The 12,010-nt window shown below is 43.1% G+C and carries 13 protein-coding genes, 1 pseudogene and 1 riboswitch; of the genes and pseudogenes, 7 read left to right on the top strand and 7 right to left on the bottom strand.

All coding sequences use genetic code 11. The annotated features are described in order from the left end of the window. Positions 1 to 472: pseudogene (locus tag NQS30_RS20950) on the top strand (HNH/ENDO VII family nuclease); the annotation flags it as partial. A gap of 14 nt (positions 473 to 486) precedes the next feature. Further along, complete coding sequence (locus NQS30_RS20945; RefSeq protein WP_160223471.1) at positions 487 to 945, top strand: SMI1/KNR4 family protein; 459 nt, start codon at positions 487 to 489, stop codon at positions 943 to 945. 39 nt (positions 946 to 984) lie between these two features. On the opposite strand, the gene NQS30_RS20940 is transcribed toward NQS30_RS20945, so the two are convergent. Both NQS30_RS20940 and NQS30_RS20935 read right to left on the bottom strand, forming a co-directional pair. Next, positions 985 to 1,266 (bottom strand): hypothetical protein, encoded by a 282-nt coding sequence (locus tag NQS30_RS20940; protein ID WP_061581688.1) that lies wholly within the window; start codon positions 1,264 to 1,266, stop codon positions 985 to 987. Further along, positions 1,259 to 1,837: a MarR family winged helix-turn-helix transcriptional regulator gene (locus NQS30_RS20935; RefSeq protein ID WP_160223569.1), complete on the bottom strand. Its 579-nt coding sequence runs from the start codon at positions 1,835 to 1,837 to the stop codon at positions 1,259 to 1,261. The genes NQS30_RS20940 and NQS30_RS20935 overlap by 8 nt, the downstream gene beginning before the upstream one ends. Before the next feature lie 196 nt (positions 1,838 to 2,033). On the opposite strand from NQS30_RS20935, the gene NQS30_RS20930 reads away from it, so the two are divergent. Next, the gene (locus tag NQS30_RS20930) at positions 2,034 to 2,258 is read left to right on the top strand and encodes a hypothetical protein (protein WP_052827529.1); all 225 of its coding nucleotides are present in this window, start codon (positions 2,034 to 2,036) and stop codon (positions 2,256 to 2,258) included. A gap of 43 nt (positions 2,259 to 2,301) precedes the next feature. On the opposite strand, the gene NQS30_RS20925 is transcribed toward NQS30_RS20930, so the two are convergent. Continuing rightward, positions 2,302 to 2,586, bottom strand: coding sequence for a hypothetical protein (locus NQS30_RS20925; protein ID WP_076425206.1), 285 nt, complete (start codon positions 2,584 to 2,586; stop codon positions 2,302 to 2,304). An 84-nt stretch (positions 2,587 to 2,670) separates the two neighbouring features. Continuing rightward, a complete protein-coding gene (locus tag NQS30_RS20920) occupies positions 2,671 to 4,734 on the bottom strand; it encodes a molybdopterin oxidoreductase family protein (RefSeq protein WP_072589160.1) in 2,064 nt (687 codons plus the stop codon). Positions 4,735 to 4,881: 147 nt separating this feature from the next. Further along, a riboswitch (SAM riboswitch) is annotated at positions 4,882 to 4,974 on the top strand. 121 nt (positions 4,975 to 5,095) lie between these two features. Here NQS30_RS20920 and NQS30_RS20915 point away from each other — a divergent pair. The 3 genes from NQS30_RS20915 to NQS30_RS20905 are packed head-to-tail and all read left to right on the top strand — an operon-like array spanning position 5,096 to position 8,866. Further along, positions 5,096 to 6,112, top strand: coding sequence for a 2-hydroxyacid dehydrogenase (locus tag NQS30_RS20915; RefSeq protein ID WP_122504063.1), 1,017 nt, complete (start codon positions 5,096 to 5,098; stop codon positions 6,110 to 6,112). Further along, positions 6,105 to 7,571 (top strand): FGGY-family carbohydrate kinase, encoded by a 1,467-nt coding sequence (locus NQS30_RS20910; RefSeq protein ID WP_076425203.1) that lies wholly within the window; start codon positions 6,105 to 6,107, stop codon positions 7,569 to 7,571. The genes NQS30_RS20915 and NQS30_RS20910 overlap by 8 nt, the downstream gene beginning before the upstream one ends. Before the next feature lie 47 nt (positions 7,572 to 7,618). Then, positions 7,619 to 8,866 (top strand): RbtT/DalT/CsbX family MFS transporter, encoded by a 1,248-nt coding sequence (locus NQS30_RS20905; protein ID WP_061581690.1) that lies wholly within the window; start codon positions 7,619 to 7,621, stop codon positions 8,864 to 8,866. 31 nt (positions 8,867 to 8,897) lie between these two features. Here the strand turns inward: NQS30_RS20905 and NQS30_RS20900 are convergent, their stop codons facing one another. Both NQS30_RS20900 and NQS30_RS20895 read right to left on the bottom strand, forming a co-directional pair. Continuing rightward, positions 8,898 to 9,659 carry a hypothetical protein gene (locus NQS30_RS20900; protein ID WP_012117723.1) on the bottom strand — a complete coding sequence of 254 codons (762 nt, stop codon included), beginning with the start codon at positions 9,657 to 9,659 and terminating at the stop codon, positions 8,898 to 8,900. 65 nt (positions 9,660 to 9,724) lie between these two features. After that, a complete protein-coding gene (locus NQS30_RS20895) occupies positions 9,725 to 10,030 on the bottom strand; it encodes a hypothetical protein (RefSeq protein WP_032869927.1) in 306 nt (101 codons plus the stop codon). A 129-nt stretch (positions 10,031 to 10,159) separates the two neighbouring features. Between NQS30_RS20895 and NQS30_RS20890 the strand changes: the two genes are divergently transcribed. After that, positions 10,160 to 10,876: a 3-ketoacyl-ACP reductase gene (locus NQS30_RS20890; protein WP_007407344.1), complete on the top strand. Its 717-nt coding sequence runs from the start codon at positions 10,160 to 10,162 to the stop codon at positions 10,874 to 10,876. 524 nt (positions 10,877 to 11,400) lie between these two features. Here the strand turns inward: NQS30_RS20890 and NQS30_RS20885 are convergent. Continuing rightward, positions 11,401 to 11,829 carry a GNAT family N-acetyltransferase gene (locus NQS30_RS20885; RefSeq protein WP_000640391.1) on the bottom strand — a complete coding sequence of 143 codons (429 nt, stop codon included), beginning with the start codon at positions 11,827 to 11,829 and terminating at the stop codon, positions 11,401 to 11,403. Between the last annotated feature and the right edge of the window lie 181 nt (positions 11,830 to 12,010).

Genomic DNA, 12,010 nt, shown 5'->3' with positions numbered 1-12,010 from the left:
GAACTTTTGACCAATGCAAAGAAAATCCCGGATGGAACGAGAAAGCCGTTTACTGGTCAAGAAATAAACCTTCCTTGGTTAAATAAAGAAAAGTATGGTGCCTTTGAGGTTAAGGGCAAGGTAAAAGCAAAGGGAAAAGTTAAAGACATAAGCCGCAGAGTGTACTATAAAAGATATTGATATGAACCAAAAAACAGAATTTGGCGTAACAAATCTTCAGCTTACGAAAAACGGTAATGCTCCTTATGCAAAAGATGGCACACAGATTAATTTACATCACTTGATTCAAGAAGAACCTGGGCCAATGCTTGAAATTCCAAACAGTTTACATACAAAATATAGTGATGTTATTCATAAGCTTAAGACTGATGGTGAAAGTTTTAGAAATGATAAGGTTTTAAAAGCACAATATGGAAGCTTTCGAAAGAGATATTGGAAGTGGAGAGCGAAACAATTTGAGAATGAGAATTGAGGTGTTTAAATTAAATGATTTATTCAAAGGTTGAAACCTTTATTAATGAAAACAAGCAAAATGCTATATTCACAGAGGGTGCAAGCCATGAAAACATAACTCGCATTGAAGAAATCCTCCAATGCGAACTTCCTATTAGCTATAAATGGTTCTTAGAAAAATACGGTGCTGGTGGTTTATTTGGGGTTTTAGTTTTAGGCTATAACTTCGATCATGCGTCAGTTGCAGATAAAACTAAAGAATATAAACAACATTATGGACTTGCTGATGGTCTTGTTGTCATAGAAGATGTTGATTTCTTTGCTTACTGTCTAGATACGAATAAAATGAAAGACGGAGAATGCCCTGTAGTGGAATGGGATAGGATAATTGGCTATCAAGATATCGTTGCAGAAAGCTTTATCGAATTTTTTTATAATAAGATTCAGGAAGCGAAAGATGACTGGGAAGAAGATGAAGACTGGGACGATTAATAAAAGAAAGCTCTCTTTTAGAGAGCTTTTTTCAGATTTTCAATTTTTAACAGGCTTTATAATGAGCAAGCAGGCATTACTCAAAATACTCGCCGCGCCTATCCAAAGCAGCCATTGTGTTGCGGTCAGCCATGAGGCAGTTAGGATAAAGAGTCCAATGGCAATTGATATATAATTGCCGGCTCGGTCCAGTTTACGGTTGCAATGAATTTTGTATTTAGTATGAGAAATAAATTGATCAATTTTATCTTTCAGCTCATAGCATTTTTCCTTCATTTTATCCTCTGTTTCTTTTACTTTTCGATAAAGCATATTATTCATCGTATGCACTCCCATATCGCCGTTTTGAAAATTCAGTCATGATTTTTTCTTCATAGTCATCTGAGATGAATTGTGCCTGATCTTCAACTTTCAAATGTGCTTTTTCTTCAAAACCATCCTGTTCTTCACCATCAAAACGATAAAGTTTTTGCAATAGCCTCCAGAATGTTTCAATTTCATCAGTTGTGAAGTCATGAAACATATCCGCTAAAAAATAGGTGGATTTTTCTGAACAGGAAATTAACGCTTTTTTTCCTTCAGCGGTAATCTCAATATTGATTGCACGTTTATCCAGTTTGCTTGGCACAGTGTGAACATATCCTTTTTTCGCGAGGCTTGAAATTAATTTGTTAGCGGTTTGTTTTGTTGTGCCCAGCTTTTTAGCGATATTCATAAGTGTGGTATCTTCCGTCGGTAAATGGGCAATAGCAATAAGAGTCATGTGCTGTCGGGAAGTCAACATTTCTAAGTATTCGTCCCCCCGAGCCTGCACTTTATTGACAACCGAAAATAATGATGCGTAACTTTGTTGCATGACATGCAGTTCCTTCATTAATAAATTAATATCCATAATATCTCCCATCTAAATTATCACCATGTTGACAATTATAATATACAACGAAATGGGAAACAAGTCAACACGGTGACTAATGGGAGGGGTTACGGCTGTTTTCAAAAATGTCACAGGTAATCGGAATATTTACAGAAGGGGTAATAAGTAAAAGAATGCGAAAAGGGCATTAATCCAAAGTGGGAAGGTGTTTGACATGCAGAAAGTGAACTGGTCAGAACGGTATGAATGGTTCAATAAACAAGATGAAAAAGACGGGCGTTTAATGGCGCTCCTTCGTCATGAGCTTACATATGAGGAAGTCATACGGTTATATATGAAAGGGTTTTATTTGAAATCAAAAGAAGGGGATGTTTCGTTACGTAAGAACGATATCCATCGTATGTTTGGGGTTGAAGAGAGAAAGGGCGGCAAATCTTAATGAACGGGAAGAGAAAAACCCTTCCCGCTTTTCATGGCAGCTGTTATACTTTTTCCAGCATGGAAGTCAACCATTCTCTTAATGCAGTTTTCTGTACATACCGCTTTCCGTTTCTCGTGATATGCGGAACATCAGAGGTGTCGGGCACGATTTGTTTTGCTTCTTCCTTCGTAACCCCTAAATAATAACCAATATAGAAGTGCAGATCTTTTTCTTTAATGAGAATGTGGTCAGTGTGTTCATGAGGATCAGGTGATTTAAAGTTTTTCAATCCGTCTCCTATGAAATATCCGGCTAAAGCGATTCCGATGCCGGTAATGATATCCATAAGCAAACCTCCAATAAACGTTATCACTTTTTATACGGTGAAGCCGGCTGAAAGGATTCGGCCTTCATCAAAACCGCCCGGCGTTTATTGCGGACGGTTTTGATTGCTGAGCTTTTCCACCTGCACCTTTCCGGAGAAGAAAACAGCGCCTCCGCCCATATCCGCCAGCCGATCGGGCGTGAGCGAATTGACGAGCTGTTTTTTATCATCCATATCGGCCCAAAGACCTTGGCTGACTGCAACGCCGGGAAGCACCTGTTCGCCGACCGAAACTGTCAATTCACACTCTCCGCGGTGATTCCAAACTCTAACGGTTTCCCCGTCTTCTATGTTCCGGCGTACAGCATCCTCTGTATGAATAAAAAGCTTTGGCGCTTTTTCCAGTTTTACATGTTTTTCATTATTCGAAAATGTCGAATTTAAAAAATTATGATTCGGTCCCGGGACAAATAAAAGCGGAAAATCGCCATCGCTCTCAAGGGGGATGTGTGTCGGCAGCGCCGGATAACCGTCTTGTTTCATCTTTTCAGAATATAATTCAATTTTTCCGCTCGGTGTCTTTAGCTTTCCCGGAAAAAGCGGTTTTTTCCGTTTGGCTTTCATGAAGGAATGGCGTGAGAGCGCTTCGTAATCAATATCCTCGATATACGGATTGTCGGGAAAGTCCAGTGCCTGTCTGATCAATTCTTCATCGGTATCCTGAAGCTCCTGCTCGGTAAAGCCCATTGCTCCGGCAAGCAAACGGAACACTTCCGTATTCGATTTGCTGTCCCCGTAGGGTTCGATCACCGGTTTTTGCAGCTGAATAAAATGATGCCAGTAAGACGTGTAAAAATCCGTGTTTTCAAAAGCGGATGCAGCAGGGAGCACGATATCCGCATATTTGGCGGTTTCCGTTAAAAACAGATCGTGAACGACTGTAAATAAATCCTCCCGCAGCAGTCCTTTTCTGACTTTATTCGCTTCCGGCGCAACCACTGCGGGATTCGTACCGTAAATAAACAGGGAGCGCACGGGCGGTTTTGTTTCTAAAAGAACGCTTCCGAGCCTGTTCATATTAAATGATCGTGGCTTCCTGCCGTAAAGCAGATCAGGCCGCTGGAGCGCTTGTCTGTTATAGTTTAATACCGCGCTGTTATGCTTGATTGCGCCTCCTCCGGTGTTGAGCCACTGTCCTGTAACAGCCGGAAGGCAGGCAACGGTGCGGACGATCATTCCGCCATTGTCATGGTGCTGAATGCCGTTTCCGATCCTGATAAGGGAAGGGGAGGTTTCCCCGTACATTCTCGCAAGGCGTCTGATATCGTCGGCTTTAACGCCTGTAATAGCAGAAACCGTTTCCGGATCATAGTGTTTGACATGCGCTTTTAATTCGTCACTGCCTTCGGTGTATTCTGTGAGAAATGCTTCATCGTGAAGGTTTTCGTCGAATAAGACATGCATGATACCGAGGGCGAGTGCGGCATCTGTGCCGGGGCGAATGGGAATAAACCAATCGGCAAGCCGGCCGGTTTGGTTCTTATGTACATCGATAACGACAATTTTAGCCCCTTTTTTCCGGGCTTTTTGAGCAATCATGACTTGGTGCATATTCGTGCTGACGGCATTGATCCCCCAAAAAATAAAGAGCTTTGCATGTATGGTCTCCTCCGGATCAGTACCCGCTCCTTCTCCCATTGTATAGTTATAGCCTTCAGAACCGGCTTTGCTGCAGATCGTCCGTTCGAGATGACTCGCTCCGAGACGATGGAAAAAACGGCGGTCCATTCCCTCTGCCGCCAGTTTTCCCATATTGCCGTAAAAGCTGTACGGAAGAATGCTTTCCGCTCCTTCTTCGGCAATAAGCTCTTTCCAGCGCGCACTGATCGTATTGATCGCTTCCTCCCAGGAAATAGGCGCAAACGCGGCTTCACCTTTTTTACCGATCCGTTTTAACGGAACGGTTACGCGCTTTTCATCATAAATGCGCTCAGCCATGTGTCTGACTTTGTTGCAAATATTCCCTGATGTGACCGGGTGATCGGGGTCTCCCTGAATGTTAACGATTTTTCCGTCTTTTTTTGTCACAAGCAAGCCGCATTGATCGGGACAGTCTAGTGAGCATACCGACTTAAAGACCCCGTTCGGCTGTGTTGCAGCAGAATTCATAGCCCATTTCTCCTCTTTGTTTATATTGTAAGCATTATAACATTTCAAAATCGAACGTCAATTCAGAAAAAAAGTGTTGACATCATGGAAAGACTTTTCTATGATGAGTTTATTCTTTTAAACAGCCTGACAATTTCATCATTTTATTTTCTATCCAGAGAGGTGGAGGGACTGGCCCTACGAAACCTCGGCAACATTTATTGTGCCAATTCCAGCAAGCGTATGCTTGAAAGATAGGAAAGAATGATCTATACATATTTGTGCGCTTCAAGCGCATAAAGACGGTATATGAATCTCTTTCCTTCTTTGGGGAAAGAGATTTTTTTATGAAAAAATTTATGTGAAAAGGATGTTTTGCACCATGACGGTTTTAATTACCGCACCATATCACGACGAGGGGCTGAAAGAGCTGACTAAGCTGTTCGGCCGGACTGTGCACCGGCCGTGGAAGAAGCACGGCCGGGCCTATCGGGAAGATGAATTAATCCGAATGATTCAAGAGACAAACGCGTCGGGGCTTATTACTGAACTTGATGAGGTGTCTGAGCGTGTTATTGACATATTGCCCGATTCCGCTTTTATCGGTGTCTGCAGAGGAATGCCGTCTAACGTGGATATTGCGGCGGCGACTAAAAGAAAAATCCCCGTTTTCTTTACACCGGCCCGCAATGCCCAGGCTGTTGCTGAAATGTTTATCGGAAATGTGATTTCATTTTTGCGTCATACGTATTCTTCCCATCAGTGGCTGAAGGACGGGAAGTGGAATGGTGATTATTTGCAGGCTTACGTCAAATTCAGAGGAAATGAGCTGACAGGGAAAACAGTCGGCCTTATCGGTTTCGGAGCTGTCGGACAGAGAATCGCCCGGCTATTGGCCGCCTTTGACTGCAAGGTGCTTTACTATGACCCATTTGTCCGTCATGAAAACCGGGAGTATGAAAAAACGACGATTGAACGGGTATTTTCTGAAAGTGATATTGTTTCCGTTCACTTGCCGCGCACAGAAGAAACCATCGGCCTTATCGGCGCCCGGCACTTTCAATTGATGAAACAGGAAGCTGTTTTTGTCAATACGTCAAGAGCGGCGGTTACAGACAGGGAAGAGCTGCTGCGGGTGCTGAAAGAAGGGCGGATTAAGGGAGCGATCCTTGACGTGTTTTATCACGAACCGCCTGAATCTTCTGATTATGAATTGATCTCTTTGCCGAATGTGTTAGCGACTCCCCATTTAGCGGGCGCAACGTTTGAAGTGGAAGATCATCATGTGAAGATTTTAAATGAAGCGCTTTTCAAATGGAAACAAGATCAAACCTGCTCAATACGTGAACTTTATAACAAAAGAGAACTTGAAACGGAAGGAGGAGGCTGTAATGGCTGAACAAAAAGGCTACCTTGTATTTGATATCGGGACGGGGAATGCGCGAGTCGCGGTCGTGACTGCCGGCGGCGAAGTGACCTCGCTTGAAAGGGAAGACATTGAATATGTGACGGATCCGCTTTATCCGGACGGACGATATTTCTCACCGGAAGGGATATGGAAGCAAATCAGCGCTATGGCAAGGAAGGTTATTGCCAAAAGCCCACATATTACATTAATCGGAATCACCTCAACAAGCCAGAGGCAGGGAATCGTTCTGATCAATAAAGATAAAAAGGCATTTCTCGGTCTGCCCAACATTGATAACAGAGGCCGTGAATGGGAAGACGGGATTGAGGCAAAAGAAGAAGTGCATCAGCAAACCGGACGTCTTCCGAGCGCTTTATTTTCCGCCATGAAACTTGTCGGATTAAAAGCTAGACAGCCGTCTTTATGGAAAGAAGTGAAGTACATCACAAGCATCAGTGACTGGGTGACATTTGAGCTGAGCGGTATTTTAAGCTATGAACCGTCACAGGCTGCTGAAACACTGCTGTTTGACGTAAGGAAAAAGGTGTGGTCAGAGAAATTATGCAACATCTTCGGTGTGCCTTCTGCCATTCTTCCTTCACTCGTCCGATCTGGGACGGTTGTCGGAATGTTAACGTTTAAGAAAGCGGCGGTTCTCGGCCTTTCTGAAAGAGTGCCTGTGATTGCAGGCGGGGGAGACACACAGCTTGCCATCAAAAGTGCAGATGCAAAGCCGGGAGATATCGTCATCGTATCCGGCACGACGACGCCGATTACAAAGATAACAGCGGAGACCGGAACCGAAAGTTTAGAGAATGCATGGCTGAATTGCCATACAGAAGAAGGTCAATGGCTTCTTGAAACGAATCCGGGTGTAACAGGACTCAATTATCAAAAATTAAAATCCATTTTTTATCCGAATGAATCCTACGGCGTTATGGAACGGGAAATCGCAAGTCTGCCGAAACATGATCATGCTTGTATTTCTGCGTTAGGCTCCTATTTATCGCCTGAGAAAAACGCACTGGCAAAAGGCGGATTTATTTTTGACGCTCCGCTGTCCCAAAACTTAAGCAGAGCCCATTTTGTCAAAGCCGCACTGCTGGAAATCGCTTTTTCAATCAAATGGAACTATGAGGCGTTAACAGAGGTGGCTTCCTTTTCACAAGATGATGTGAAGGTGTGCGGCGGCGGTTTCCAAAGTGATGCTTTGACGCAGTTTCTTGCTAACCTTCTCCAAAAGAAAATCTATAAGAGAGAGGGGTTCAGCCAGGCATCCGCAATGGGAGCGGTGATGATTTGTAACGAAGCTCTCGGTGTGAAAGCAGAGCTTTCGAGCCGCACAAAGGTAATTGAGCCGGAAGCGGATCAGACGGATCTCTTCCTATATGAAGAATGGAAACATACGCAAAAATTATTTACTCATTTTCAGCCGGCGGTGAAAGCCTGACTTGGGGATGAGATGACAACATGAAAGATTGCTGAGGAGGAACAAAAATGCTTAATAAAATAGGAATTCCGAAACAGCTCGCATGGGGATTTTTGGGAGTCGTGCTGTTTATGATGGGGGACGGCCTTGAACAAGGCTGGCTCAGCCCGTTTTTAGTTGAAAACGGCTTGACGGTACAGCAATCAGCATCCCTGTTTACGGTTTACGGTGTTTCTCTCGCTGTGGCGTCTTGGTTTTCAGGGGTCTGCCTCGAAGCCTTCGGCGCAAAGCGGACGATGTTTATGGGGCTGTTGTTTTACGTTATCGGAACAGCCGCGTTTATCGCATACGGATTTGAAAATCTTAATTTGCCGGTGATGTATGTCACGTATTTTATTAAAGGGCTGGGTTATCCGCTGTTTGCCTATTCTTTTTTGACATGGGTGATTTACCGGTCGCCGAAAAACAGGCTCAGTACGGCGGTCGGCTGGTTCTGGATTGCATATTGCTGCGGGATGTTTGTATTCGGTGCTTGGTATTCAAGCTGGGCCATCAAATCCTTCGGCTATTTGAATACACTGTGGAGTTCAATTTTCTGGGTCTGCCTCGGCGCGTTTTTTGCTTTGATTTTAAATAGGGACCGCTTTGAAAAGAAAAAGGCAGATAAGCGGGAAAAGGCGCAGGAATTAATGAAGGGAATCACCATCCTTGCTGAAAATCCGCGTGTGCTCTCTGGGGGGATCATTCGGATCATTAACAGCATTGGTACATACGGATTTCCGGTATTTCTTCCGATGCATATGGCGCAACACGGCATTTCTACAAATGTATGGCTTCAAATTTGGGGAACGATCTTTCTCGGAAATATCGTCTTTAACTTAATCTTCGGCGCAGTCGGCGATGCATTCGGCTGGAAGAAGACTGTCATGTGGTTCGGGGGAGTGGGCTGCGGCATTTTTACTCTTTTATTATATTATGCTCCTGTTGTATCACATGGGAACTTGCTTTTCGTCAGCATTGTCGGTTTTATATGGGGAGGGCTCCTCGCCGGGTTCGTTCCGATCGGGGCTATCGTGCCGACGGCGGCCGGCAGCGATAAAGGTGCTGCCATGTCTGTGTTAAATCTGGCTGCGGGCCTGTCGGCATTTGTCGGTCCCGCGCTTGCCTGGGCGTTCATCGGACTTGTCGGCGCACAAGGCGTTGTATGGATTTTCGCAGCGCTCTATTTCGTAAGTGCAATCTTGACCAATCAAATCAAAATACCTGAAGAGAAAACGGCAAAACACAATAAAGCATTGCCTGAATACGCTTCTTAACAGCAACGCCCCGAAAATTCGGGGCGTTTTTTTACAGCTGCTGAAGAAACCCGGCAAAGCGCTGAATTTGTTCACGTAACGATTGTTTGTTTTCGTGAAATTGTTTGAAACGATGTCCGTTTGCTCCGGACGGATGCGGGAAGCCTTCCAGAATGACCGCATGACCCATTCTGCCGTTCTTCTTCAGCATGCGGCAGGCTGATTCTGCTGCTTTGCCGAGAGGGATAAGCAGAATGTCCTTTTTCATCATTTCTATTTCATCCGGAAAACATGTCAGCGCGTAACGGCTTAGAAGAGCTGACCTGCTGATTGCCGGCCGATGTCCCGTATAGTTTTTCTGTTTATAAAAAACAGGGTGTTTGATAACGGACGTTGTATGAAGAAGCTCCCGTTTTGAATCAAATAACCGGGATGAATCCTCAACGTGAAGCGCGGCCGGCAGACCGCATTCATTAAGCATTTCGATGATGTTCTGTCTCATTGAACCGGAAAGTCCGGCCGCTTTTTTTGTTTCATAGGCTATCGTTTCAAGAGTTTCGCCATCTTTTAAAAGCTGTGCCGCTTTTTTGTAAGCCAGCTGCATTTGAAAAAAACCGGGTGTGATTCCGGAAATGGCAACGACTGCATAAGGGTTAATATATTCATTATGAGGCGAATAATACAAATCCAGATCTCCGTCCTTAGCTAAATGGAAAGCCGGAGTCAGCAAATCCGATTTTGTAAACCCTACCGAAGAAGATAGTGCTTTAAGCTGCTGCAAAAAATGCGCAAGCCGCTCACGATCGCAAATCATGTTATGCCTCCTTGAATCCGCCGGTTTCTCTTAGTGTCATCAAAAACGTCGGATGACATGCAGGCTCATACATCACTTTTACCGGCGTTCCAGAGCATCTTCAGGACGTGAGGCGTTCCTTTAACTTCGGCCGCCGTCGTTTGCACGGCTGTTTTTTTAGTGAGAAAATCTTCTTTCAGCTCTTTCTGCTTTTGCGATAACAGATCGGTTTCTGTTTTGATTTCATCAACGGCCGTCTGCATGGACGCTGTCGCGGCGTTAATCTTCTTTATATCAGGCGCTGTGTTTCTTTTAAAATGCGCGGCGGATACGGCTGCATAAATTAATGCGGCAGCCGCAACGGCAGCACTGATATACAAAATGATGATCATCTGCTTTTCACTCCTTTTTTTCAGTAGATACCCTTTACGGATCGTGTTGAATCATTTTATTTGCTAATTGTTTTTTTTCTGCTTATAATGTGAAATCGTACATAAGGACATTCAGAAAGGGTGAAAGACGTGGAAAGCTTACAAAACAAAACGGCTCTTATCACGGGTGCGGGCAGAGGAATCGGCCGCGCCGCCGCTATCGCTTTAGCCAAAGAAGGAGTCAATATCGGTTTAATCGGGCGCACAGAAGCAAATGTCGAAAAGGTTGCGGAAGAAGTGAAAGCCCTTGGTGTAAAGGCATCATTCGCTGCTGCCGATGTAAAAAACCAAAAAGAGGTTGAACAAGCCGTCTCCTCTATTAAAGAAGAACTCGGTGAGATTGACATCTTGATTAACAATGCCGGAATCAGCAAATTCGGCGGATTTTTGGATCTTACGCCTGAAGAGTGGGAAGACATCATTCAAGTGAATGTAATGGGTGTATACCACGTGACACGCGCCGTTCTTCCTGAAATGATTGAGAGAAAATCAGGAGATATCATTAATATTTCTTCTACGGCGGGCCAAAGAGGCGCCGCGGCGACAAGTGCGTACAGCGCTTCTAAATTTGCCGTTCTCGGTCTGACTGAATCTCTCATGCAGGAAGTCAGAAAACACAATATCCGTGTCAGCGCAATGACTCCGAGCACGGTTGCCAGCGACATGTCTATTGAATTAAATCTGACAGACGGCAATCCGGAAAAAGTCATGCAGCCTGAGGATCTTGCAGAATATATGGTTGCTCAATTGAAATTACATCCGCGCATTTTCATCAAAACTGCCGGTTTGTGGTCAACGAATCCTTAAACAAAAGGGGACCTGTCTTCATGACGGGTCTTTTTTATTCCATTCGAAACGGTCCATCGGCGCTTCTGATTATCTTTTGAAGGGAATGTTAATAGATCAAAAGATTCGTCTTCTGAATTTCCGTGAACGGGGGAGTACCAGCGAAGCTGTCACAACCCGAAATAAGGACATATCAAGATTAAAATAAGTTATAATTGGGGTAGCGTCAGAAAAATGCGGATTTACAACGTTAAGCAAATAAAGTTCCCAAAAGACGCTTTGGGAACTTTGGAAATTACAAATAATAATATAAACATTCAATCCTGAGATAATATAAAAAAAGTTGGATAACATACATTTATGATTATCCTGTTGTTTTTATTTTTACTATAATCACTACAATTCTAAGTAGCTATCTAACTTGGTGATGGCACAATGTATAGCAATTTTTTCACCTGCGTACACCGCCAAATATTTAATTCTTATTGGACTAACGCGCAGTTTAGTGCAAAAATCAAAGGTAAGGGAGGATTTTCACCTTTACCTTATTTTAACTTTAGCTCTAGTATAGGGTATGGACGTCCAGAAGAATCTGTTTCCGTTTCACTTACTATAAAAAAGCCATTATTAATATAGAATTTAGTTGCACTCTTATTGTCTTTATTTACATCAACTGTTGTAATATCAAAGTCTTTAATTAAAGAATTAATAATAGCTTTACCGTATCCTTTACCTATTTTATTAGGTTTTAAGAATAACATTTCTAAGTGTTGTTTATTTATAGCAGAAAAGCCAATTAAATCTTCTTTCTCATACCATAACTGGACATTAAGATGTGGGAAATATGAGGGTATTTCTTTTTTAAACTCTTCTCTATCGGTATCTCTTAAAAAATGATGAGTAGCTAAAACCGACTCTTCCCATATATTCAAAATTGTATCATAATCTTTCTGATTTGCTTTTCTATATATCATTAATATCTCTCCTTTAGTTTTAAATTATCAACTCCTTCCCAATAAGTATTTTATGATTTTCATGTTATATAACCACGAACTTAAAATGTTCATTAATAAAACCTCCAAATAAACATTTCGATAATTTGATTATAATATCAAATCTTTATTATTACTTTACAGTATTTTTTCATTTTAGGGG

This window comes from Bacillus sp. B1(2022), assembly GCF_040259625.1.
GTDB lineage: Bacteria > Bacillota > Bacilli > Bacillales > Bacillaceae > Bacillus > Bacillus velezensis.
This window is presented reverse-complemented; position numbering and strand designations above follow the sequence as displayed.